Source organism: Sphingobacterium sp. UGAL515B_05 (assembly GCF_033097525.1).
Lineage (GTDB): Bacteria > Bacteroidota > Bacteroidia > Sphingobacteriales > Sphingobacteriaceae > Sphingobacterium.
Genome location: NZ_CP109907.1, coordinates 777,116 through 802,450 on the forward strand (window position 1 = coordinate 777,116; position 25,335 = coordinate 802,450).

The following is a 25,335-nucleotide window of genomic DNA, read 5'->3' on the forward strand; positions in this document are numbered from 1 at the left end:
CTTTATAAAGAAGCTTTGAAGGACTGGAGCCCTTCAAAGCCCTATTTGCTTAATTAATCCAATGTGATATCTAGACCCAATCCACGTAACTCGTGTACCAATACGTTGAACGATTCTGGTACCGATGGTGTCGGAAGGTTGTTACCTTTTACGATTGCCTCGTAAGTTTTGGCACGACCAACCACGTCATCCGATTTCACAGTCAAGATTTCTTGAAGGATGTTAGACGCACCGAATGCTTCCAATGCCCAAACCTCCATCTCACCGAAACGTTGACCACCAAATTGCGCTTTACCACCCAAAGGTTGTTGCGTGATCAATGAGTACGGACCGATTGAACGTGCGTGCATTTTATCATCAACCATGTGACCTAATTTCAACATGTAGATTACACCCACTGTCGTCGGTTGATCGAAACGGTCACCTGTCAATCCGTTGTACAAGTATGTACGTCCAGATTTTGGTAGGCCAGCTTTCGCAACCCAATCTTGTACCTGATCCATTTCAGCACCATCAAAGATAGGTGTAGCAAATTTCACACCCAATTTTTGACCTGCCCAACCCAATACGGTTTCGTAGATCTGTCCCAAGTTCATCCGTGAAGGTACCCCTAGTGGGTTCAACACGATATCAACCGGTGTTCCATCTTCTAAGAATGGCATATCCTCGTCACGTACAATACGTGCAACGATACCTTTGTTACCGTGACGACCGGCCATCTTATCCCCTACTTTCAACTTACGTTTTTTAGCAACGTAAACTTTAGCCATCTGCACAATTCCTGATGGAAGTTCATCACCGACAGATACTGCAAATTTATCACGTTTGAACGAACCTAGCTCTTCATTAATTTTGATGTTGTAATTATGAAGGGCCATTTTGATCAACTCGTTTTTATCTTCGTCAGTTGTCCATCCCATTGGGTTGATGTTGTTGTAATCTAATTCAGCTAAGATTTTTTGTGTAAACTTAGCACCTTTAGCAACCAACAACTCTTTATATACATTATAGACACCTTGGCTAGTTTTACCATTCACGACAGTGAATAATTTTTCAACCAAACGCTCTTTCAATGATTTAACAGCTCTATCGTGAGCAACCTCTAGTTTTTCTAAAGTTTTACGTTCAACCTCTTTAGACATTTTCTTCGCACGCGAGAATAACTTCGTATCGATAACAACACCTTTTAATGACGGTGGAGTTTTCAATGAAGCATCTTTCACGTCACCAGCTTTATCACCGAAGATTGCACGCAATAATTTCTCTTCTGGAGAAGGATCTGACTCACCTTTAGGTGTGATTTTACCAATTAAGATATCACCACCACCAACTTCAGCACCGATACGGATAATACCGTTTTCGTCTAAGTCTTTTGTCGCTTCTTCAGATACGTTAGGAATATCAGCCGTTAACTCTTCTTCACCACGTTTTGTATCACGAACTTCAAGTTCGAATTCTTCAATGTGAAGAGAAGTAAACCAGTCTTCTTTCGCTACACGCTCAGAAATTACGATCGCATCCTCAAAGTTATATCCTTGCCAAGGCATGAACGCTACTTTCAAGTTACGACCTAATGCCAATTCACCATTTTCAGTTGCATAACCTTCACATAATACCTGTCCTGGTTCAACTCGTTGACCTTTCTTAACGATAGGCTTCAAGTTCATACATGTATTTTGGTTGGTTTTCTTGAATTTGATCAATTTATACGTTTTGACATCATCATCGAATGATACAAGACGATCATCGTCGTTTCTGTCGTAACGGATTTTGATTTCATCAGCATCTACATATTCAACTACACCATGACCTTCCGCATTGATCAATGTACGTGAATCTTTCGCTACACGACCTTCAAGACCAGTACCTACGATAGGAGCTTGTGGACGCAATACAGGCACGGCCTGACGTTGCATGTTCGATCCCATCAATGCACGGTTGGCATCATCGTGTTCCAAGAAAGGAATCAATGAAGCGGCAATAGATGTAATTTGGTTTGGAGCAACGTCCATATAATCAAGCATATTAGGCTCGATAATTGGGAAGTCACCCTCATATCTGGCTTTCACTTTCGCATCTTCGAAATTACCTTTGTCATCATACAAAGCATTCGCTTGTGCGATTGTTTTACCATCTTCATCCTCAGCAGATAAATATACGACTGGCTCGTCAACCACAACAACCCCATCTTTCACCTTACGATAAGGCGTTTCGATAAATCCTAAGTGGTTAATTTTCGCATGTACAGCCAATGAGGAGATCAAACCGATGTTTGGACCCTCTGGAGTTTCAATTGTACAAAGACGACCGTAGTGTGTATAGTGAACGTCACGAACCTCGAAACCTGCACGCTCACGAGAAAGACCACCTGGACCTAAAGCTGACAAACGACGCTTGTGCGTAATTTCAGCAAGAGGGTTAGTTTGGTCCATAAACTGAGACAACTGGTTCGTACCGAAGAACGAATTGATTACCGACGAAAGTGTACGTGCGTTAATCAAATCTGTAGGCGTAAATACCTCATTATCGCGGATGTTCATACGCTCACGGATTGTACGGGCCATACGCGATAGACCGACACCAAATTGAGCATATAATTGTTCACCTACAGTACGTACACGACGGTTTGACAAGTGGTCAATATCATCTACTTCAGCTTTAGAGTTGATCAAATTGATCAAATACTTCACAATCGCAATGATATCCTCACGGGTTAATACTTTCGTATCATCCGGAGTTCCCAACTTCAACTTACGATTGATACGGTAACGACCTACATCACCTAAATCGTAACGTTTGTCAGAGAAGAATAAACGATCGATGATACCACGAGCGGTTTCCTCATCTGGTGGTTCAGCGTTACGCAATTGACGATAGATATGTTCTACCGCTTCTTTTTCTGAGTTGGACGTATCTTTTTGTAAAGTGTTATATATAATAGAATAGTCCGCATTGTTTGACTCATCGTCTTTCGCTAAGATAATAGACTTAACACCAGCTTCGATGATTAAATCAATGTGATCATCTTCTAGAACAGTTTCACGTTCAAGGATAATTTCGTTACGGTCGATAGATACAACTTCACCCGTATCCTCATCCACGAAATCTTCCACCCATTTTTTCAATACCCTAGCCGCAAGACGACGACCAACATATTTTTTAAGACCAGATTTACTAACTTTTACTTCATCCGCTAAGTCGAACAATTCTAAGATATCTTTATCCGAATCGTAACCGATAGCACGCAATAAGGTCGTAACTGGGAATTTCTTTTTACGGTCGATGTACGCATACATGACGTTATTTACGTCAGTTGCAAATTCGATCCAAGATCCTTTGAAAGGAATTACCCTTGCAGAATAAAGTTTAGTACCATTTGTGTGTCTACTTTGACCAAAGAAAACGCCTGGTGAACGGTGTAATTGCGATACGATGACACGCTCTGCACCATTTACCACGAAAGTACCTTTAGGAGTCATATAAGGGATAGTCCCTAAATATACGTCCTGAACAATAGTTTCGAAATCTTCGTGTTCTTCATCATTACAAGATAACTTTAACTTAGCCTTTAAAGGAACGCTATAAGTCAAGCCGCGCTCGATACACTCTTGGATATCATAACGTGGTGGATCAATGAAATAATCCAAAAACTCTAGCACAAAAATGTTTCTTGAATCAGAAATAGGGAAGTTTTCCGAGAATACCTTGAACAGCCCTTCCTGATGGCGGTTGTCAGAAGTAGTTTCTAATTGAAAAAACTCCTTGAAAGATTCCAATTGCACATCTAAGAAATCTGGATATTCCAATACTTTCTTACTTGTCGCAAAGTTTATTCTTTCTTGTTGAATATTATTGTTTGCCAAGGGAATATGAATTTTAGTTTTAAAAAAACTGCGCTTACACTTATGCAGTAAACCACCTTTCCACTGTGCCCAGCATATACACAGCATAGTGGCGTATTGATATAAATAGGAATAGACTCTGACGAAAAATCGTCAGAGTCTAAACCTTTTCGGGCTAATTAGTTGAGATTATTTAATCTCAACAACAGCACCAGCTTCTTCTAATTGTTTTTTCAAAGCTTCTGCTTCGTCTTTAGATACACCAGCTTTTAATTCTTTAGGTGCTCCGTCAACTAAATCTTTAGCTTCTTTCAAGCCTAATCCAGCTAAATCTTTAACCAATTTAACTACAGCTAATTTTTGACCACCAGCTTCTTTCAAGATAACGTCAAATGAAGTTTTCTCTTCTGCAGCAGCAGCACCACCTTCAGCTGGAGCAGCAGCTACAGCAACAGCAGCAGCAGCAGGCTCGATGCCATACTCGTCTTTTAAGATATCAGCTAATTCTTTAACTTCTTTTACTGTTAAGTTAACTAACTGTTCAGCAAGTTGTTTTAAATCTGCCATTTTATTTTGAATTTTTGAATGTACTTTATAAAAATTGTTAATTAAATTGTAACGAATGTTTCTGTTCTAGAGGATTCGTTAACCTCTTTCTTCTAAAGCTTTTACTAAACCTGCAACAGTATTTCCTCCTGATTGAAGAGCTGAAATAACATTTTTCGCAGGAGATTCCAAGGCTGCGATAACGTCCGCAATAAGTTCGTTTTTAGATTTAAGATTAACTAATGCAGTTAATTGATTATCTCCAACGAATGCAGTTGCTTCAATGAAAGCCGCTTTTAACAACGGTTTTTCACCTGATTTACGCAATTCTTTGATTAATTTCGCAGGCGCATTAGCGACTTCTGAAAACATCATTGTAGACGCTCCTTTAAGCGTTCCAAAGATTTCTTCTTCATCAACACCAGCTTCGATTAATGCTTTCTTGATTAAAGTGTTTTTCACAGCTTTAATCTCGATGCCTTGTTCAAAACATTTACGACGAATGTTATTCACTTTTTCAACTGACAACTCAGCAGTATCGGTAATGTAGAAGTTACCGTAAGATTTAATCTGTTCGGCCAAAGCTAGAACAATTTCTTGTTTTTCTTCTTTTCTCATGATTAAATACCTGCTACTGATTTAGTCTCAATATGAATACCAGGACTCATAGTTGAGGAAATGTGAATACTTTTAAAGTAAGTTCCTTTAGCTGCAGATGGTTTCAAACGAGCTAGAGTTTGTAATACCTCTAGTGCGTTATCATATATCTTATCTGCATCGAACGACGCTTTACCAATAGAAGTATGGATGATACCGGTTTTGTCAACTTTGAAATCGATCTTACCACCTTTTACATCTGTTACAGCTTTACCAACTTCTGTTGTAACTGTACCAGTTTTAGGGTTAGGCATCAAGTTTCTTGGACCTAAAATACGACCCAATTTACCAACTTTAGCCATAACACTAGGCATAGTAATAATGATATCAACGTCAGTCCAACCACCTTCAATTTTGCTGATGTAATCATCTAAACCTACGTAGTCTGCACCTGCCGCTTTAGCTTCTTCTTCCTTATCAGGAGTACATAAAACTAAAACACGAACAGTTTTACCAGTACCGTGAGGTAATGTTGCAATACCACGAACCATTTGATTTGCTTTACGAGGATCTACGCCCAAACGAACGTCGATATCCACAGAAGCATCAAATTTGGTCAATGAGATTTCTTTAACTAAAGCCGAAGCTTCTTTCAAAGAGTATGCTTTACCAGCTTCAATTTTGGATAGTGCCGCTTTTTGATTTTTTGTTAATCTAGCCACTTTTCTTAAATTGATTTCTTAATTAATTGTTCCAAGGAGCATTACCTGATACAGTAATACCCATACTACGTGCTGTACCAGCCACCATTTTCATAGCAGCCTCTACAGTAAATGCATTTAAATCAGGCATTTTATCTTTAGCGATTGTCTCAACTTGTTCCCAAGTGATAGCCGCAACTTTTTTACGGTTAGGCTCGCCAGACCCACTTTTTAATTTAGCAGCGTCTTTCAACTGAACTGCTACCGGTGGAGTCTTGATGATAAAATCAAATGATTTATCAGCGTAAACTGTAATGACAACAGGCAATACTTGACCTGGTTTGTCTTGCGTACGAGCGTTAAACTGCTTACAGAAATCCATGATATTCACACCTTTAGCACCTAATGCAGGTCCTACTGGAGGTGAAGGATTCGCAGCTCCGCCCTTAACTTGTAATTTTACTAACGCACTGACTTCTTTTGCCATTTTGTTTTGAATTTAATTTTGTTAAATGTCTGTTAGTAAGTTGGAAGCAAATAACGTAACATTCATCGGCCAGGACGTAACACCCCAACCGAGGTGCAAAGTTAATAAGAAGATTTGAATCCTGCAAGTATCTAACTTTTAATTTTTCAGGAATTTATACTTTTTTTAAAAAGCTGGCATCCATTCGTTTATTTTTCAAATATATCACCGACCGCCCTATTCACCCCGAGCATAAAAGCCATCAAAACTATTTACCAATACAATAAAAAAAAACACTAATAACCAACATATATAGCATGTATTTCATCGGGTTAGGTTTCAATTTTTGATAATTCGACCGTAAGCCCCGATAAGGCTACTCTCTAATTTTTAAAATATTTCCCAATTGATCTTTAATCCCTTTAGGCAAAGCGGGAATTCCGTAGCTATCGAGATCATCCCAATAAGTGTTCCGATAATTACTGCTTCCTTTCAGAAATATACTTTTTGCAAATTGCTTTTTGTATTCAGTAAATTGGTCTTTGGTGATATATTCCTTTTCAAGCACATAAAATTCATCATATGACTCTATCGGAGTATATTCAGCTTGGCTCTTTTTCTTAACGCTAGCAACAGCTGACCTAACGACACTGACCAAATGACCCATTGTTAAATTATCCAGATTTACATTCGCATACGTTTCTATCGTTACGCCACTATGTTGACGCCCCTGTATTTTAAATATCCTCTGATCTATTACAGTCCCCGGCGCTACCCGATTAAGATACACCTGCCCTTTTCCCTCCTTCGAAACTTGTACAAAACCCATGTTTGTACTCCCCTGTTTTATAAACCGCCGACCATTATCCACCTCCAACCGAAACCCTTTCGGCAACTGATAGGCGATCGAAGTACTTTTTAAATTGATCACGCTTGGGTTATAGGAAAAAAAAGTTCCCATCTTGTCTGCGAGGTCCTGCGTAGCAACTTTATTTTCAAAAATCCGGTACTCTTTCAAAATAAACCGGACCTTTTCTTTCTTATTCTTTAGTGGAATATAATACGCTATTATACCATCGACAAAATATCCCATCTTATTATTAAGTGAAGCAAGGTTCCGAAAATACCCTTTTAAAACAACATAGTCAGTCTTGGTCCGATCACCTATCGCGACTTCATCAATCTTAATTGAGCGGGAAACCATTTTGATCTTGCCCATCGTCTTTACTTCCGAAAAAGGCACCATCAAACTACTATAGGCAACATGCTGAAAAGTTAGATTAACGGTCTTTTCCTGTTTCAACGAATCCAACACAACTTCTCCGGCTATATTTGTTGCACCAAGTAAGCTACCGTTATCCGCATACAGATTGACACCACTTATAGGTTCCTGTGTTAGGCTATCAAATGACTTTAATTTGTGCATTGGTCAAAACAGAAATCATCATTAGTATCCCGATAATAAACCCTATTCTTATTTCATATTTCATTTCAGTCCTTTTTATTTGTCTTTTATTAATTAGGGATTAACAGTATCCGATAATCTTCTATAATTCTACTTATTTATTTCTAGTTCTATTATACCCTTCATTAAATGCTTCAATAAGAGCGCTACTATTCATGATAACATAAATAATGAAAGTAAGCACCGCTACTACCGCTACAAATTTTAAAAGCTTCTTAATTTCCATAATTATTTAGATTTAAGTACTGTTCCAAAAATAGACATTATGAAATAGTTGTACCACAACCTGTGGTTATATAGCGACAAATTTAACGCGAACTATCAATTAATCAATTGGAGGTTTTCACCAAGTTGTTTTGCCAGTCCATCGTTGATCGCTGGAATATGATAGTCTTCCAACTTCTCCCAAAATCGTATCTTATAATTGCTTTTTTGGGGCGTTGTGTAAATACTCTTCGTCAAGCCCTTTTGATTGGATTTATATTCCTCTTCCGTTATATACTCATTCTCCATGACATAAAATTCATTAAGTATCTCACAAGGGATATGGCCGTATTCCTTTTTGCGTTTTAAAGACGCAACAATATTTTGGTAAAGGGCTGTTAAATTGAAAGGTGTAATACTGTTTAATTCTGTTGCATTATAATTTTCGACTGTAACCTCGTGAAATGTCTTCGCCTCGAGGTTAAAAAGTTTTTCATTTACTACAGTATCTGGCAACACCTTATCCAAATACAATTGAACATTACTTCGATCAGCATCTGTCGTCAGGTACCCCACCTCATTCCCTTTTTTCAACAAGCGAATACGGCTAGACCTATCGTTTTCCTTAACGAGATCATTCAGTCGATCCGCTAATTTTCTATTATCTATTTCCGTAATCCTAGGAATCTGGAAGAAAGATCTCATTTTTGCATTATAATCTTTAGCGACAATAGAATCTACAAACACACGATAATCAACCAATCTATATTTAGGTTTACCCTTCTTTAACGGAATATAAAACTCTACAATTCCGTCCGAAAAATACTTAAACTGATGATCAAATGTCTCCAGCGAGCGGAAATACCCTTTCAAAACCACGACTTCTTTTGGCTTTGCCGTAACAGTGACTTCTTTTAAGACTTGAGGTCTTGGCTCCAAAAAATATAGTTGTTTACCGTCCAGCGATACCAACGAAAAGGTTTTGGTTTCATAGGAGATATGTTGCACCGTAATTACTAAAGGGAGTTTTTGCCTCTTTACTCCATTATCGAGAAACTGAGTTACACCAGTTTTATCTGTAAATCCAATCAATGTCCCCTTTTCATTGTAAATATTTAATGAGGGAATTGGCAACTTATTCTGAACGCCGACAAACTGTATCTGTGCCTTGCATAATAGTCCAGCAAACAAACAGATTAGAACAACTATAAATTTTATCTTCATATACATTAATGTATTCCTTAAGTCAACCTACTAAAAAGCTACTATATTGGCCATTCCTGTTGCGCAACTAATAATTCCTATACCTATATTTTCATGAGAACGGCTATAAAGTTCACCAATATATGTAAGCCCAATCCATAGATAAAGCCATGTTTTAACCTTAGAAAAACTATTAAGTACCCTAAAACTACCTGAGGAAGCACATATATTGGATAGAGAAACCAAATAGTCGTATTGATAGGCGCAAAGTTTGTAAATGTACAAGCCCAAATGAAATAGCACTTATTGACCCCATAGCTATAATAGAAATAAACCTATCAAGATACTCTTTCAGATGCTTATCTTTCAGAACTTGATAAACTACTATGCTGATCATTATAAAAAATAAGATGATAGTTACAGCCTTCAAATTTACGTGAAATAACAATTTAACTCATATAGGCGGCTACCACTGTTTAAAAACGAACGTTAGATGTAGGCACTCAAAAAGGACAGCACATTTGCTAAGGCGTGTAATGCAATTACCAATAGAATTTTGTTCCATTTACCTTGCGACCTCAAAGCCATATAATAATAGGCAAATACAAATACTGAGATAATAGTTGCTAGGAAATACCAAATATTATAACAACGAAATACGCCAAAAATGATAGCAGCAATCAAGACGCTCATTGAAGCTGAAATCTTCAGCTTGTGCAGCAGCTCTAAAACTAGCACTTGGACCAATAGCGTTTCCAAAATTGGCGCTATCACTACCAATGACACAAAAGCAAATCCCAGTCCCTGTTGCTGATATTCTTCAATATCAGCAAAACCTAGAGATAGACAACCAAAAATATAATATGCGACCCAATTTGTTATTCCTTCGATCAAAAAGAATATAAACAGAAAATATAAGTTCCTACTTCTCGGTATTTCTATTATTTTAAAAATATCTCTCATTTTACACAACTAACACAATTTAATCCCCACCTATCAAGGTACTATACTTCCTTTACCTCAAAAAATAACAATCCTAATCAATTGCCGTCAAGCTATAACCTTTTGCTCTAAGTAACGAGATCAAGCCCTTTTCACCAGACAGGTGTCCAGCTCCCACAGCAATAAAGCAACCCTGGTCTTTGATCAAATTCGGAATAATCGTTGTCCAGTTTATATTCCGCCCTGTCAAGAGCTTTTCTTTCTGTTCGACAGACATCCATGTAGGATCCTCAATCAATGCAGTTAATTCTTTGAGGTTTTCATTTTTATAGGCATTGACCATTTTGGCCGTTAGAGCGGGATATTTATCCAACTGCAATACCCAGTCCATAAATAACTTTGGCGTAATCAAGTCTTTCAATAACCCGAATTGATAATCAGCTGTTTCAAGTTCGCCAATTGTTTTACCCTGAGCGGAGGCCAGAGCCGATAGTTCAATTTCATATGATTTCAACTTTGTTGGATCAGGACAATTAAAGCCTTTCATTGAAAATAAGGAAGCCATTGTTACCGGTGAAACATGATCCAATAATTTAATTGAAAGCTGCTGTGCCAACAAGACGCTATCCATTTTACGCACTTCGCTATCGGTAAAGTTTTTAATAAAACTAGGGTCAGGTACGGCAAATGCCTGTAGGACCTCCATATTTTCAGGTTTTGACAGATCCACTTCAAATACGACTTTCTGGCTCGAATTAAGCGCGTCCAGACATTTTTGTTTGATCTCAAAATCGTCAGGACACAACATGTGGATCGTACCAAACAAATAGGAATCTTGTTTAAGTCCATTTCCCGAGATTTTCCACAGCATCGAATTCCCCTGCGCAAAACCACTAAAAGTGATTATAAAAAAGAGTAATAGAAGAATAAAATGTTTTTTCATCCGTTTAAATTTAAGGTTTTTATTTATTTCTGGTCGCATTAAAACCATCTTCAAATCCTCGAATAAGTTCGCCGACATTAGACAGCAGATAGACACAAAATGCCAGAATAGCTATTATTACCACAAATTTTAAAATTGTTTTAGTTTCCATAATGATTTAGATTTTTGTTACCGTCCCAAAAATAGACATTAAGATATATCTACACCACAACCTGTGGTTGTATTTCAATAAATTTTCTATGGAAAAAAGAGCAACAAAACAGCTTATTACATAAGTAATGAAGAAAATCAAGAGTCTTCTATTACAATGGTGGGGCTAAAGGAATTAGAAGGAAGTTAAGAATTTATCACACAAGTATTTAGGCTAGACTCTCAGATCAAATATCGTTTTATAATCACAAATCCAGAATAATCTATTATTTCATTCATTAATTTTCTCACATTATTCTCATCAACTACTCTTCAATTACCCATAGTACAAGTCAAAACACCATTACTTTCTTTAAACTAGGATAGAAAAAGTAATAGTGTCTTCAAATTATATTTATAGAAGATGCGTTTCTCCTATAAATTTATACCGTAGTTTATTTTTATAGTCTGCGATTCACCATTATTTAATGGTGCTAATTTGTATACGAGCTTTATTTTTTTGATTATGTGCAACCATTGCGCCGATAAGCAACGAAATTAGAAAAATTCCCAAGCCAAATATAATAATCAATTTACGACTTTTTACTAACAACATAATTTCAATATCTTAATTTAAAGCTCAATCCAATGGAATAATTCCTATATTCACAACTTTTTAATAATTCCAATTTCATGTTACACTCCCTTTTTTAAACTTATTTTGAACCATAACGCACGTGTGCATTTCTTTCATATCTGGAAACTGTAAATAAGATAACGCCAAACAAGATACTCCTAATCAGAAGACTTGCAAACCCTCCTTCTATCCCATAATTTCCTCCCAACCAATAATCATTGGTTGGCAAAATAAGACTATACAAACCACTTTTTGTTGTTCCACTCATTGGAAGTGAAAATAACCATTGAATATAATTCCAACCAAAGTGTAATCCAACAGGATAATATATAGATTTTGTATGAATATAAGCATATGCATAAATTATACCACCTAGAAAATGGGAAACAAATGCTGTGGTCGTAAAATGAGAATTTCCTAGATGACATGCAGCAAATAAGACAGCTGAAATTAGTACTGATTTTTTCTTATCAAAAAATCTACGCAACCCGCGAATCAAATAATACCGAAAGACAATCTCTTCAAAAAAAGCTGTACAGATACAAATTAAAAAAATATTAAATTGATCAGACATGGTAATAGTATTGGAGGCTATATCCAAGCCAAACAATAGAAAAAACACAATCAAAATAATACTTGATTGTAAAGTACCAAATATTAAAAGTTCTATTTTCTGTTTCAATAAATCAAAATTAAGACGAACCTAAGTAGCAAAGTACTTAGGTTCTTACGTAAAATAGTTTTTATTTTCAAAGCACTAAATTACCCATGAATTGCTGTAGGGCCACCAATGGATCCATCTAGATCTCTCTGTTGAGCCTGAAAAAATCGACCTAAAACCCAAAAAAAAGCTTCTGTCATACCATCTCCACCGTTTACTTCAATAATCTCAGAATTAGTCAATTCTGTTAGTTCTATTTTGTTCATAAATTTACAAGTTTATAAAGCTTCACCATTTATTCCTCTTTCAAATGCAGCAACGTTTTGTCTCCAATCAGCAACGACATTATATAAAAATGTCCCCAAAGCAGCTTGCCACCATCCCCCATCAACTACTTCCATTTCTTTCGCATCCATTTCCTGAACACCGAAACCTTTTAAATCTAATGTATTCATTTTTTTGATTTATAAAAAATTACTTCCTACTCTATTCTTAGCCTTTTCGGATTCCTGCTTTATTGATCAACACTACTAAATTACTTTTGCTCAATGCACAAAAAAAGCATTCAGAAAATGATTTGAAATAAAATTATCACCCGCATTTGCTTGCCTCATCTGATTTAAATCCAGCAAATGAATATTTTCCTGCTGAACCTCTACCTTGATTTGGATTGAATAGTCTTTTTCATAGTAATACGTATTAAGCGATCTATCAAAAGTAATTGGAGCACCAATATCTCTAAGATATTCAATAATACGGGCCAATCGTGACACAGAAAGCCCGAGGCGGACTGCTAGTTCTGACTGTGTTCCCGTCCGTCTCTGGCGGATCAACTTGTCCAACAAATTAATCCGGTCTATATATTGGAATAGCTTCATAATGATTTTAATTTATCGATCCATAAATCTGATAGCGCAGCATGAGCTGATTGAACACTACAGTATATTTGCTGCGGATCGTTTCCGACTCCGCTTTAATCAAATTACTTTTACTCGTATTGACATCATAGATCGATGCCTTGCCCGCTTCAAAACTCCGCAGGGTGTAACCTAGAGATTGCGCTGTTGCCGTGCTCGCTTCTACCGCAATACCATATTGCTTTCTGTTCTCCTCCAGTTCAAGCAATAGCCTATCTAAGATCTGCTGCTGAGCAAACTTTTCATTATCAATCGCCAATTGTATATTTTGCTGGTTCAAGTCGATCTGCTTCAACTGACGTTTAGTCTTGCTTTTGTTGAAGATGGGCACCGAAACCGTCACAGCGAGCTGCTGGGCAAAGTTGTCTTTACTCTGTACAAAAAAAGATCGCGTATTGTCCGCTTTAAAAGCATTGAAATAGGTGCTCCCCAAACCAGCGGATCCTTTTACCGTCGGAAATAACGCTGCTTTAACCAACTTGGACTCGACCTCAAGTCCAACAGCTTGACTTCGAAGCTTAGCAAATACCGGATTATGCACAAAAGCTTCTTCCCGCAGGCTTGATGAATCCGAAAAAGCATGCCCTTGCAGGAGATCATTCTCCACTACTGGGACAGCCAGTTCTAAGTTACTATAGTCCGGATAGTTCATCAGCTGGGCTAACTTAAGCAAGGACTGTCGCCGATCTTTGTGATACTGTTGGTATTGCTGTTTCTCTCGCGCCAGATTGGCTTTTGCTTCGGCAACTACCGACACAGCTGTTGCCCCTACCGCCGTACTTTTCTCGGCTTTATCCAGTAACTGCTGTGAAAATTGCATGGCCGAATCCTGTGAGACCAATAGTGCCTGAGCCAGCAATGTCTGCAGATAGGCTTCCATCAGCTGAACAGTAAGATTCCTTTTCAATATCTCCTTTTCGACACGTTCCTGTTCCGCTTCAGAAGCCGCTTTCTTGGCTTGGTTTCGAAAATAGTTATATTGATATAGGGTCAGTTCCGCATTGATCCCCATGTTGCTATTCAGATTGTCATTGCGCCGAATCGTACCAAACACATCCTGTGATGATCCAAAAGTGGTATACCCATTTGCATAGCCATTCACACTTGGCAAGCGTTCCCGCAATGCCATTTGCTGATCCAGCACTTTTATCTCAGCCTTGATATCCTGCTGTTTTATCGGTAGATTATGAGTCACTGCATAATCAATACAATCCCGTAAAGTCCAGGCTCGTTGCGCCAGTACATTCGTAGATAACAGTACCGCTAAATAAATAAACCAGCACTTTATCCTACATCTTTGATAATTTTTCATCATTGAATAAAAAACAACAGTTAGTTTAACACGATCGATTGCTTTTTCCACATATCCTTATAAGCAGACTCTTGGGTTAATAATTCCTCATGTTCGCCCTGTTCGATAAGTACTCCATCTTTAAGCACCATAATGGTATCGGCCTCAGCGATCGTACTCAGCCGATGTGCAATCACAATCATTGTCTTACCCGAATCTTTAAAGCGACGGAATGCTCGCTGGATTACCTGTTCTGTTGAAGTATCCAAAGCCGAAGTCGCTTCGTCTAAAATGAGAATATCCGGATTGCGGTATAATGCTCGTGCAATGGCAATTCGTTGTCGCTGTCCACCGGATAGCATGGATCCATTTTCACCAAGCTGGGTTTCAAAACCAGCTGGAAGCTTTTCAATAAAAGACATCATGTCCAATTCATTGACTACCTGCAACAGCCGCTGAAAATTGGGAACATCCTCTCCGACGGCAATATTACTAACGACGTTACCCGAAAAAAGATCAATCTGCTGGGGCACAATGGCAATGCGTTCCCGAAGGGAACTCTTCGAAATATAGTTCAAATCGTATTGACCGATAGAAATCTTGCCCTCCTGTAGTCGATACAACTGCTGAATAAGCGCTCCTAGCGTAGTCTTCCCGCTTCCACTCTCCCCGATCACGGCCGTCATCTTGCCTTGTTGTATCCGGCAACTAAAATTTCGGAATACCTCTACCCGTGATCCGTAAGAAAAACGTATATTATCAAAGACGATATCCCCAACCAGATCCGAAGTAAGCTGTAATTTCTCTTCTGATTCTTCACGCTCCAGATCCATAATTTCAAACAAGCGATCTGCTGCAATCAATGCATTTTGCAGTGTCTTATTCATGCCGATCAATTGTGTCACCGGCCCAGTAAAATAACCGATCAAGGCGTAAAATGAGAGTAGTTCTCCCGGCGTGATCGTACGTTCGATCACATAGTATGAACCGGCCCATAAGAGGATAATGGTAAATAACCGCGACAATAACTCGCCAGAGGTGCTGGAAAACAAGCCATTCATCACCGAAGCATAAATGGTTTTCAATAAATGCGAAAACCGATTGTCTGTACCGCTATTAAAATAAGTTTCAATCCCAAACTGCTTGATGGTCTTGACCGAATTGAGCGATTCGACCAGATGAGATTCCAGTTCGGCCCCTTCTTCCATCATCCGGCGCTCTACTTTTTTGTTCAGTTTATTGGAAAGCCAATAGACCCCTAGATAAAAAGGGATAACGAGCAGTATGATCAAGGCCAGTTTCCAGAAATAGGTAAACATAAGCGCGAAGGAAAAGATCACAATCAGCAAATTGACGACAGCCTGTATAGCTATATCATTAATAAAAGCACGAATTTTGACTGCATCGTTAACCCGCGATATAATCTCGCCCACTTTCATTGTATCAAAGAAGCGTTGCGGGAGACTCAGCAAATGTTTATAATAACCTAAAATCAGATATTTATCAATCCTTTGCCCCGTTTGCAAGACCATGACACTTTTCAATGTACCAATGAGCAACTGAAAAATCAGAATGACCAACATACCGATCGAAAGAAGGTTCAATAAGCGCACATTGCCATCGACCAGTACATAATCGGTAATTTTCTCAATGTAAAACGATGTTGAAAGCCCCAGTAGCGTATACACAGCAGCTCCCACCAATGCCTGAACGATCACCGAGCGATGGGGCCGGATCAGATTCCAGAATCGCTTGTAAACAGCGATCTTCTCATTTTTCTGTTCAAAATATTCATTGGGTTCCATTAAGATCAACACCCCAGTCCAAATCTTCTGAAAGGCCTCAAAGTTATATTTTTCCACTTTTCCGAAGCCAGGATCCATCACCGTGATTTTATCCTTTTCCACCTGATAGATTACCACATAGTGTTGGAGCTGCTCTTTGAGCACAACATGGGCAATTGCTGGTAAAGGTATCTGCGGAATGGCATCTATAGCGCCCTTGACACCTTTGGCATTAAAACCCATTTGTTGCAGTCCTTGAACCATACCTAATACATTGGTACCACGCGTATCGGTGTGACAGAATTGTCTGATCTTGGCAATAGGAATATGTGTACCATAATAGCCCGCAATAGATGCCAGACAGGCCGCCCCACAGTCACGGATATCGTGCTGCTTAATGCAAACAGGAGATTTTTTCATTACAAATTTACTGTTGTCAGATAATAAAGAAGTTTTATAATGCGCTCGTCTTAGCGCCAAGATTTGGATTGAACAGATCGTCGGCCCGATCGAACAGGAGCTGCCATAACGTACGGTCTAAGAGGTAAAACCGCGCGTTGAATGTATTTCCCTTTCCTACAAAGGCCTGATTCCCATTGGGAAGACTCAGAAAGTTTTTATCGAGGTGACATCTGACCCTAAAATAAGATCCTTTTTGTTGGTCGCTTACCAGATTGTAGTCAATATCATGCACTGTCCCAGAAAGAAATCCCCATTGGTTATAATTATACGTATCCATCTGGAATTTGACCGATTGATCCTTTTTGATATAGCCGATGGATTTGGCTGGCACCAAACATTCGGCTATAAGCTGATCCTCCGGTGAAATTTCCAGAATATCCTGTCCTTGTACGAGCTGTCCCCCTTTTTGATACCCTTTAAAATTGACCACCGTCCCAGTTATAGGCGCACGAACAATATAGTTTTGACCATCAATCAAGATTGACTTCTTCTCGGAGGACAATGATTGAGATTTCTGTCGCAGTTCGACCAACTTAGCGCTCCATTGCGCCATCTGCTGCTTGCGTATCGTCAAAAACTGATTTTCAAGTTGCTCAAAAGCATATTGTGTTTTATCGAGTTCCGCTTGGGACACCACCCCTTGGCTGAATAGCTGATTATTTCGGTCCAGTTCACGACGTGCTAAGGTAAGCTGCGACTGTATTTCGGACATACGTTGTTCCATGGACAGATATTCCAGTTGATATTGTCCACCTTGCAGACTTTTTGCCCTACCATCAAGAATAAGTTTTAGATCAGCGATTTGTCTCGCATAGTCATCTGTTAAACCCTTATTCAGGGACAGTTTATTTTCCAGATCTTCGGAAACAACGATCAGTAGTGTATCCCCCTGTTTTACCTGCTGATTGTTCCCCACAACACGGTTGTCAATAATACGGCCACTGACCAAGGATAGCATCTTTGTGTTCTCCATTGCAGGCCTGACAATTCCCTGTGCCGAAATTGAAATAGGCACTTTGATAAACGGTAATAATATCAACCCTATAATTATAGCCACTATCAGCAGTAAGTATATGATATTTGTTCTTTTCATCTTGGTTTTTAATCAATATCCAAAAATGTATATTACATTTTTGATCCACCACAACCTGAGGTTGTATTTTAAAATTTATTAATTAACTTACAACGCAAATTAATAGTGGTTAATGAAATTTTTCGACATATTCCCAACTTTCGCCGAAGCCCCCTATTCCTATATTGTCGTACCGATTATATTGATATGCAGCATAATTGGATTTTATAACAAATCGTTTTTCCACGCGCTGATCCTGCACCCCTACGAAATAGCAAGAGGTAAGCGTATTCATACTTTGCTTACCTCTGCATTAATTCACCGGAATTGGATTCATTTGCTGTTTAATTGTATTGTGATTTTTGGATTGGGATATGATACATTTGGTAATTTAAAGCAAGAATCTGGGATTACCATCACATCGCTAGTCACCCCATTGCTATTTATCATGATGATTATACTTCCAAATTTATTCCAATATCTACAAGAAAAAGGCAATTTCATCCACACGTCTATCGGCGCATCTAACCTCACATTTGGCTTATTTGGATTCAGTTTTTTGTATTTTCCTTTACAACCAACACATAGTTTCATTATTCCTTTTATTAACAATAGTGCTCAGTACTGGCTGGCTGTTTTGCTTTTATTATTTTTTTTATTAAAAATTCCTAAAAGTAAAATCAACAAAAGATTACACCTTTTAGCCTATCTGACCGGATCACTTTTAGCAATAATCGTTCGGCCTCAATCCTTTCTTGAAATTCAAACTGTTTTCAAAATTTTCCTTTAACCTAATAGACCTGTTTTTAGCCATTCCCAAAAATTAGTTCTCTTCTCATCCTTCCTTTCCGACCCCCCACCTCCAATTTCTAACACTTCATTTGCATCTAACTCGCTTACATTAATTTCTCCCAATTTTTTTTCCATAATATTTTGATTTTTATTTCCTCAAAATTCATGGAAAAGTGGCTTAGCCACCACAACCTAGGGTTATAGACTATAACTAGAAGTTTTAACATCAAAAAACTTCACAACTATAAGTTATATTTATTAAATTAGGATTTCTAAATTTTGGTATTGAAAAGAATGGCAAGAGAGGAAATCGGAACAATTATTAGACAGAAAAGAGAAAGTCTCAAGATATCGCAAGAAGCCGTTGCATTCGTTTTGGAGATATCACAGGCTGCCTATTCAAAAATAGAACGCAATGAGACGAAGCTAAAGGTAGAGCAGGTTTACAAGATTGCCGAATATTTTGGTATTACCATCTATGAGCTTTTACCACCTGCTTTAGCCAGTGACATAACAGGAGAAAATATCTTTGGCCTAATCTATCATTATAGCAAACTTCTTGCAAAGAAAATAATTGCCTTATTTCAAGGGAAACGATCTCAAGGTGAAGTCTAATCCTTAATTACACTTCGCCTTATTTTTTAATAGACTTCAACACCTTATCCAATACTGGATCTTTCCCCTTGACAACATCATCAACACTCCGTACGACAGGAACATCCGGCATGACACCCCTTCCCTCTTCTGATACTTGATAATAAGGTTTGACATCCATTAAGCCAAAACGCCAACGCAGATGGGAGTTTGGAAGTTTCAGCACAGGAAGAGATCCGGCAACTGTTCCATTGGCAGCCCCACCAGTTTCCTCCCCCACAAAAACAGCCCGCTTCCCAACTTTTAGATTTGTAGCAATTAAACTCGCTGCAGAAAAAGTCCCGCCATCAATCAGTACAAATAAATCACCGCGATAGCGACTGCCTTTTGATTTTTCGACTTTACTTCCTGTAAGATGGGTATAATTTATCCCATCTTTGGAAAAGCTCTTTGTCCAGGATACTACAGCACTTGGTATAATAAATGGTGATAAAATGGGATAAGACCAGCCCGGCAACCCTTTTACCTGATAAAACGGCAAGTTGAATTTTGAGGTGATAACTGCTGGCTGAACAAATTGGAATTTATCCTCTTCCACTAAGTAACTGTATAGTTCACGGACATCGGACAAACGTCCGCCCAAATTGCCACGAAGATCCAAGATCAGGTATTGGACCGAATTAAGCTTAAGCCGATCAAAAATCCTTCTATAGGCTTCTTTTGGACGCCCGTACGAAAAATCAACCACCTTCAGTAAAGCAACGCTGCTATCGCCTTTGACAGGAAAAGAGAGCTGTTTACTCATCCTTTTTAGATTGGCATTATACCCAAAGATTTTACGCTGCTTTTTTAGATCACTTTTCTTCTGATCAGGTTGGCCTACTTTTTTCACAGCCTTGGTCGTTACCCCCGATTTAGCCTTTGTATCGACACTGTCAAACCTTCTGACCACAGTCCGCTGATATGTACTATCGGCGCAAGAAAACAAAACCGAAATAGAATCTTTATACCCCAGTTCCAATTGGTAATACCGCGGTAATAAACGCTCAAAAGCCTGATCTATAAATGTCGTATTATAGCCATCCGACGTAAAGGTTGGACGATATTTTGTATATAAATGTTGTGGTTGTATCCCCTCAATGGCAAGAATTTTAGAGCCTGGGAGCAAGCTTGAATCTAACGTCCCATTTTTTGAGAGATAGAGTGTGTTTTCTTGCCAATGAAAGCCCAGTTGTGAAAAGGGCCCCTTACTTTTTTGATAACGGACTTTATCCTTACCTTTTGCATCAAATTTGGAAATAAGAGGACTCAGCGTCATATGCCCCTGCCGAACCTGGGCCAGTACAGATGCTAATGCCAGCTGAAACTGATTGGGCAATAAGGGTTGGCGGATCGCCCTACGAAGGCTGTCGAACTTAACCTTTAACTGATCTTCCCGCACATACAGAAACAGGTCTGGATGCATTTTCCATAAGTTATGCTCGACATAGTTGATATCTTGCTGCATAGCTTCCACCGCCAGGGGAGTTTCGATAAATCGATTGTACTTCTCGACATTTGCACAGCTCAGCAATGTCAGCACATACACCAATACGAATAGATAAATAGTTGGCCTTTTCATTTGCAGTAAGATACAAAAAAAGCCTTCCAATTTTCATGAAAAGCTTTTCTCTATCGTTAATTACTAATCTTACTCTTTTTCTACTTGCATGTAGTTTAATTCAAGTGGCGTCTTACGACCGAAGACTTTCACCATCACGATTAATTTCTTTTTATCTTCGTGGACTTCTTCGATCTCTCCAGTAAATCCGTTGAAAGGACCATCATTTACTTTCACTGTTTCACCCACATAGTAAGGAACGTTAATGGTTTCACCTTGTTCGGCCATTTCATCCACTTTACCTAGGATACGATTTACTTCTGCTTGGCGCAAAGGAACCGCATTACCAGCTTTATCGCCCAAGAAACCAATTACGCTATTGATATTTTTGATGATGTGCTCTAACTCACCGTCAAGAGCTGCTTCTAATAATACATAACCAGGATAATAGTTACGTTCTTTAGCAACTTTCTTACCATCGCGCATCAAGTAGTATTTTTCCATTGGAATCAACACTTGAGGAATCAAGTGTTCAATACCTAAACGGCTAACTTCGGCATCAATATATTGCTTTACTTTCTTTTCTTTACCACTTACAGCACGAACTACGTACCACTTTAAACCTTGATCTGCCATAAATAAATACGATTGAAAAATTAAGAAGCAATACCGTACAAGAATTCTAACCCTACACTTGAAGCTTTATCCATTACAAAGACAACCAATGCAATAAGAAGAGAAGCAACAAGCACAATAACAGCTGAACTTTGTAACTGAGACCATGTAGGCCAAGTCACTTTCTCAGTGATCTCTACATAAGAGTCTTTAAAAAAATCAAGTACTTTTGCCATTTTAGTTTATCTGTTTTTATAAGCACGGGCACCAGGACTCGAACCCAGACCAAAGGTTTTGGAGACCTTCGTTCTACCTTTAAACTATGCCCGTGTATTTCTTATTTTGTGATGCAAATATAGTGTTTTAAACCACTTTCTGCAAATCTTTTTTCACTTTTTTTTATTCTATTCCGATAAATCGCTTATCGAAAAAATAAGCTAATCAACCTCAGTCGATTAGCTTATTCTATGTGATTCTAAATCTTTATTAAAGACTAGATAATTTCAGTTACCTGACCAGCACCTACTGTACGACCACCCTCACGGATAGCGAAACGTAGACCTTTTTCCATTGCAATAGCAGAAATTAATTTCACGCTGATTGTAACGTTATCACCTGGCATAACCATTTCAGTACCTTCTGGTAAAGAGATCTCTCCAGTTACGTCAGTTGTACGGAAATAGAATTGAGGACGGTATTTGTTGAAGAATGGAGTGTGACGACCACCTTCAGCTTTTGACAATACGTAAACCTCAGCTTTGAAATGATCGTGAGGAGTTACTGAACCTGGTTTACAGATAACCATACCACGTTTGATATCAGTTTTCTCAATACCACGTAACAATAAACCTACGTTATCACCAGCCTCACCGTAATCTAAGATTTTACGGAACATCTCAACACCTGTTACTGTAGATTTCAAGTTCTCAGCACCCATACCTAAGATCTCAACTGGATCACCAGAGTTGATTACACCTCTTTCGATACGACCTGTAGCAACTGTACCACGACCTGTGATCGAGAATACGTCTTCTACTGGCATCAAGAAAGGTAAGTCAGTCAAACGTGGAGGAATTGGAATGTAGTTATCTACAGCATCCATTAATTCCATGATTTTCTCAACCCACTCAGGCTCACCGTTCAATGCACCTAAAGCAGAACCTTTGATTACAGGGATATCATCACCAGGGAATTCGTAGAATGATAATAACTCACGAACTTCCATTTCAACTAAGTCTAACAACTCAGGGTCATCAACTAAGTCAGTTTTGTTCATGAATACTACTAACGCAGGAACACCTACTTGGCGAGCCAACAAGATGTGCTCACGAGTTTGAGGCATAGGACCATCAGTCGCAGCAACTACGATGATAGCACCGTCCATTTGAGCAGCACCAGTTACCATGTTCTTAACGTAGTCAGCGTGACCTGGACAGTCAACGTGTGCATAGTGACGGTTAGCTGTAGAATATTCTACGTGTGCAGTATTGATTGTGATACCACGCTCTTTTTCTTCAGGAGCAGAGTCAATTGAATCAAATGAACGAGCTTCTGACAAACCTTTATCAGCCAATACTTTAGTGATAGCAGCTGTAGTTGTAGTTTTACCGTGGTCAACGTGACCGATAGTACCAATGTTTAAGTGTGGTTTACTACGGTCAAATTTCTCTTTTGCCATGTTTATGCGAATTAGTAATTATAAATTATTTCTATTTGTTATATACTCTTGCTTAACTTTTACACAAGTACGAGCCAAAGATGGGATTTGAACCCACGACCTCTTCCTTACCAAGGAAGTGCTCTACCCCTGAGCTACTTCGGCTTACTAAAAAACCTTATTTACGTATTAATGCCCCCACCTTTAGATACATTATTATCAAAGAAGATAGAGACTAAATTTAATACTTGAAAAATTTGAGCGGAAGACGAGGTTCGAACTCGCGACCTATAGCTTGGAAGGCTATCGCTCTACCAACTGAGCTACTTCCGCTTAATAATTAGAAACTAGAGTAAATCTAACACCCTAATTAAAATAAAGTGTGGAGGGAGAAGGATTCGAACCTTCGAAGCCGAAGCAACGGATTTACAGTCCGTCCCATTTGACCGCTCTGGAACCCCTCCAGACCTGTAACTTTCGTTACATTTAGAGCCTCTTATCGGAATCGAACCAATGACCTACTGATTACAAGTCAGTTGCTCTACCAGCTGAGCTAAAGAGGCTTCTAATATCTTTATTTAAACTTACATTCTATCAACGTCTGACCAAGTATCTCTACCTTTTCAGCGAGTGCAAATATCGAATTTACTTTTGATTTCTGCAAGTTTATTTTTTATTTTTTTCATTTAAAGAACTAAGCAAACTTTCGTTGTTTTGAACCGTTGTTCCCTTGTTTGCTGATGCAAAGATAGACACAAAACTCACTTTACAAAAATATTTATCAAAAAAAAACGACAGTTTTTGGCAATTATACTGATATGCAGCACAATAATTTTTGATTGCATATTTACCTGTTTTGGTTATTTGGCTAATATACTATCTTTGGGCATGCAAATTTTACCGCAATCACTTTCAAAACTTACCCGATACTCTGTACTATTTACGGTACTTTTAATGGGATCGGCCGAATTGAAAGCTCAAAATATTATTCAAAAATTGAGTAAAAAATTTCTTTCTTCCGAAAGGGATTCTACACGTTCCGGTAGTTTTATGGTTTTACCGGCCGTTGGTTATGCGCAGGAAACGGGTGTAGAATACGGCCTGGCCAGCGCGTATAACTTTTATCTGGACAAATCTGATCCCAAAATCCGCACCTCCACCGTCATGGCCATGGGAACCTTTACATCCAATAGCCAGTCCAACTTCAAACTACAGACCGATCTCTGGACTAAAAACAACGACTACCATCTAATAAGTGAAATACGCTACCGTAATTGGCCCTTCAACTATTATGGCATCGGTATGGACACCTGGAAAGCGGATGAGGAACGCGTTGATCAAAAATTATTTCGCGTCAAACTCGAAGCTGAGAAAAAAATCAGCAACTTCCTTTATTCGGGTGTCAACATTCAATACGATAACTTCACCATTCGAAGCGATAGTGCCGATCGCATTTTCAACCATTCCGATCTGATTGGAAAGCGTGGCGGACAACAGCTACTCGTAGGTCTTTCGCAATTGTTTGACAATAGGGACAACGTTTCTTATACAACAAAGGGGTATTATGCAAAATTGCGGCTGGCCTATGCCCCAAAGTTATGGACAAGTACTGATTTTACGGGGGCAAACCTCGATGTGGATCTCCGTGGCTTTATTCCCCTGCACAACCAAGTCACATTGGCCCTGCAAGGAATCTTTCGTTCCACATTTGGAAAAACTGTCCCATTTTACAATTACCGTGAGCTCGGTGGAGACATGATGATGCGCGGTTATTACCTCGGACGTTATCGAGACAAGAATTATCTTGCCTCACAGGCTGAACTGCGCTATCGCTTTCATCCACGCTTTGGTATCGTTGGATTTTCAGGACTCGGATCCACCTTTTCCAAGGAAAATAGCAGCCGATATGTCGCAAGTTACGGTGGTGGTTTACGTTACTTCTTTAGCCTCGAACACAATAGCAGCATACGCTTTGATTATTCTTTTGGTGAACAAAGACCCGGAGAAAAACGGCAGTCGGGTTTTTATCTGTCCTTAAGTGAAGCTTTTTAACGAACAAGAGCATCCATAAATTTATGGGTGCTCTTGTTTATTCTCGTCTAATGAGATCCACCTGTTCCTTTTTCCCTCCTTATCCAATATTGCAAGCATTAAATAATATTTTAGGTCTAAAAGGCGCAGTGGCTGGATGTCTGATCGCTCACCAAGCATTAGC

The 25,335-nt window shown here is 38.7% G+C and carries 24 protein-coding genes and 5 tRNA genes; 3 read left to right on the top strand and 26 right to left on the bottom strand.

The window, feature by feature from the left end; all coding sequences use genetic code 11:
• Positions 1–53: 53 nt before the first annotated feature.
• The 16 genes from rpoB to OK025_RS03150 all read right to left on the bottom strand — a co-directional run bounded on the left by rpoB (position 54) and on the right by OK025_RS03150 (position 17,883).
• The gene (rpoB, locus tag OK025_RS03075) at positions 54–3,863 is read right to left on the bottom strand and encodes a DNA-directed RNA polymerase subunit beta (RefSeq protein WP_317668300.1); all 3,810 of its coding nucleotides are present in this window, start codon (positions 3,861–3,863) and stop codon (positions 54–56) included.
• A 168-nt stretch (positions 3,864–4,031) separates the two neighbouring features.
• Positions 4,032–4,409: a 50S ribosomal protein L7/L12 gene (gene rplL / locus OK025_RS03080; RefSeq protein WP_002992785.1), complete on the bottom strand. Its 378-nt coding sequence runs from the start codon at positions 4,407–4,409 to the stop codon at positions 4,032–4,034.
• A gap of 78 nt (positions 4,410–4,487) precedes the next feature.
• A complete protein-coding gene (gene rplJ / locus OK025_RS03085) occupies positions 4,488–5,006 on the bottom strand; it encodes a 50S ribosomal protein L10 (RefSeq protein WP_046672239.1) in 519 nt (172 codons plus the stop codon).
• Positions 5,007–5,008: 2 nt separating this feature from the next.
• Positions 5,009–5,707 carry a 50S ribosomal protein L1 gene (gene rplA, locus OK025_RS03090; protein ID WP_046672240.1) on the bottom strand — a complete coding sequence of 233 codons (699 nt, stop codon included), beginning with the start codon at positions 5,705–5,707 and terminating at the stop codon, positions 5,009–5,011.
• Between the two features lie 22 nt (positions 5,708–5,729).
• A complete protein-coding gene (gene rplK / locus OK025_RS03095) occupies positions 5,730–6,173 on the bottom strand; it encodes a 50S ribosomal protein L11 (protein ID WP_070566323.1) in 444 nt (147 codons plus the stop codon).
• A 355-nt stretch (positions 6,174–6,528) separates the two neighbouring features.
• A complete protein-coding gene (locus OK025_RS03100) occupies positions 6,529–7,578 on the bottom strand; it encodes a hypothetical protein (RefSeq protein ID WP_317668301.1) in 1,050 nt (349 codons plus the stop codon).
• 360 nt (positions 7,579–7,938) lie between these two features.
• Entirely contained in the window at positions 7,939–9,045 is a 1,107-nt protein-coding gene (locus tag OK025_RS03105) for a hypothetical protein (RefSeq protein WP_317668302.1), read from the bottom strand.
• A gap of 468 nt (positions 9,046–9,513) precedes the next feature.
• Entirely contained in the window at positions 9,514–9,987 is a 474-nt protein-coding gene (locus OK025_RS03110; protein ID WP_317668303.1) for a type II CAAX prenyl endopeptidase Rce1 family protein, read from the bottom strand.
• Between the two features lie 73 nt (positions 9,988–10,060).
• Positions 10,061–10,909, bottom strand: coding sequence for a TraB/GumN family protein (locus OK025_RS03115; RefSeq protein ID WP_157698365.1), 849 nt, complete (start codon positions 10,907–10,909; stop codon positions 10,061–10,063).
• Between the two features lie 845 nt (positions 10,910–11,754).
• Positions 11,755–12,357, bottom strand: coding sequence for a CPBP family intramembrane glutamic endopeptidase (locus OK025_RS03120; RefSeq protein WP_317668304.1), 603 nt, complete (start codon positions 12,355–12,357; stop codon positions 11,755–11,757).
• 80 nt (positions 12,358–12,437) lie between these two features.
• Entirely contained in the window at positions 12,438–12,602 is a 165-nt protein-coding gene (locus tag OK025_RS03125) for a hypothetical protein (protein WP_157625908.1), read from the bottom strand.
• Between the two features lie 12 nt (positions 12,603–12,614).
• On the bottom strand, positions 12,615–12,791 hold the full coding sequence (locus OK025_RS03130) for a hypothetical protein (protein ID WP_157625906.1): 177 nt from the start codon (positions 12,789–12,791) through the stop codon (positions 12,615–12,617).
• 90 nt (positions 12,792–12,881) lie between these two features.
• Positions 12,882–13,214, bottom strand: a complete 333-nt coding sequence (locus tag OK025_RS03135; protein WP_070566309.1) for a hypothetical protein — start codon at positions 13,212–13,214, stop codon at positions 12,882–12,884.
• A gap of 7 nt (positions 13,215–13,221) precedes the next feature.
• Complete coding sequence (locus tag OK025_RS03140) at positions 13,222–14,568, bottom strand: TolC family protein (RefSeq protein WP_317668305.1); 1,347 nt, start codon at positions 14,566–14,568, stop codon at positions 13,222–13,224.
• 17 nt (positions 14,569–14,585) lie between these two features.
• On the bottom strand, positions 14,586–16,748 hold the full coding sequence (locus tag OK025_RS03145; protein ID WP_317668306.1) for a peptidase domain-containing ABC transporter: 2,163 nt from the start codon (positions 16,746–16,748) through the stop codon (positions 14,586–14,588).
• 34 nt (positions 16,749–16,782) lie between these two features.
• The gene (locus OK025_RS03150) at positions 16,783–17,883 is read right to left on the bottom strand and encodes an HlyD family secretion protein (RefSeq protein ID WP_317668307.1); all 1,101 of its coding nucleotides are present in this window, start codon (positions 17,881–17,883) and stop codon (positions 16,783–16,785) included.
• A 112-nt stretch (positions 17,884–17,995) separates the two neighbouring features.
• Here OK025_RS03150 and OK025_RS03155 point away from each other — a divergent pair, with 112 nt between their 5' ends.
• Positions 17,996–18,652 carry a rhomboid family intramembrane serine protease gene (locus OK025_RS03155; protein WP_317668308.1) on the top strand — a complete coding sequence of 219 codons (657 nt, stop codon included), beginning with the start codon at positions 17,996–17,998 and terminating at the stop codon, positions 18,650–18,652.
• On the opposite strand, the gene OK025_RS03160 is transcribed toward OK025_RS03155, so the two are convergent.
• Positions 18,649–18,789, bottom strand: coding sequence for a hypothetical protein (locus OK025_RS03160; RefSeq protein ID WP_312331629.1), 141 nt, complete (start codon positions 18,787–18,789; stop codon positions 18,649–18,651). The genes OK025_RS03155 and OK025_RS03160 overlap by 4 nt on opposite strands.
• 159 nt (positions 18,790–18,948) lie before the next feature.
• On the opposite strand from OK025_RS03160, the gene OK025_RS03165 reads away from it, so the two are divergent.
• Positions 18,949–19,269, top strand: a complete 321-nt coding sequence (locus OK025_RS03165; RefSeq protein WP_120333427.1) for a helix-turn-helix domain-containing protein — start codon at positions 18,949–18,951, stop codon at positions 19,267–19,269.
• Between the two features lie 19 nt (positions 19,270–19,288).
• Here the strand turns inward: OK025_RS03165 and OK025_RS03170 are convergent, their stop codons facing one another.
• The 9 genes from OK025_RS03170 to OK025_RS03210 all read right to left on the bottom strand — a co-directional run bounded on the left by OK025_RS03170 (position 19,289) and on the right by OK025_RS03210 (position 23,683).
• Positions 19,289–20,869, bottom strand: coding sequence for a S41 family peptidase (locus OK025_RS03170; RefSeq protein WP_317668309.1), 1,581 nt, complete (start codon positions 20,867–20,869; stop codon positions 19,289–19,291).
• Between the two features lie 69 nt (positions 20,870–20,938).
• Positions 20,939–21,484 (bottom strand): transcription termination/antitermination protein NusG, encoded by a 546-nt coding sequence (gene nusG, locus OK025_RS03175; protein ID WP_046672242.1) that lies wholly within the window; start codon positions 21,482–21,484, stop codon positions 20,939–20,941.
• A gap of 20 nt (positions 21,485–21,504) precedes the next feature.
• The gene (secE, locus tag OK025_RS03180; protein WP_028072657.1) at positions 21,505–21,699 is read right to left on the bottom strand and encodes a preprotein translocase subunit SecE; all 195 of its coding nucleotides are present in this window, start codon (positions 21,697–21,699) and stop codon (positions 21,505–21,507) included.
• Positions 21,700–21,722: 23 nt separating this feature from the next.
• Positions 21,723–21,793 (bottom strand) — tRNA-Trp (locus OK025_RS03185).
• Between the two features lie 163 nt (positions 21,794–21,956).
• Entirely contained in the window at positions 21,957–23,141 is a 1,185-nt protein-coding gene (gene tuf / locus OK025_RS03190) for an elongation factor Tu (protein WP_075991174.1), read from the bottom strand.
• A gap of 72 nt (positions 23,142–23,213) precedes the next feature.
• A tRNA-Thr gene (locus OK025_RS03195) sits at positions 23,214–23,285 on the bottom strand.
• 95 nt (positions 23,286–23,380) lie between these two features.
• Positions 23,381–23,453, bottom strand: a tRNA-Gly gene (locus tag OK025_RS03200).
• Positions 23,454–23,503: 50 nt separating this feature from the next.
• Positions 23,504–23,584: transfer RNA gene (locus OK025_RS03205), tRNA-Tyr, on the bottom strand.
• A gap of 26 nt (positions 23,585–23,610) precedes the next feature.
• Positions 23,611–23,683 (bottom strand) — tRNA-Thr (locus OK025_RS03210).
• A gap of 325 nt (positions 23,684–24,008) precedes the next feature.
• Here OK025_RS03210 and OK025_RS03215 point away from each other — a divergent pair.
• Positions 24,009–25,172, top strand: coding sequence for a BamA/TamA family outer membrane protein (locus OK025_RS03215; protein ID WP_317668310.1), 1,164 nt, complete (start codon positions 24,009–24,011; stop codon positions 25,170–25,172).
• The last annotated feature ends 163 nt before the right edge of the window (positions 25,173–25,335 follow it).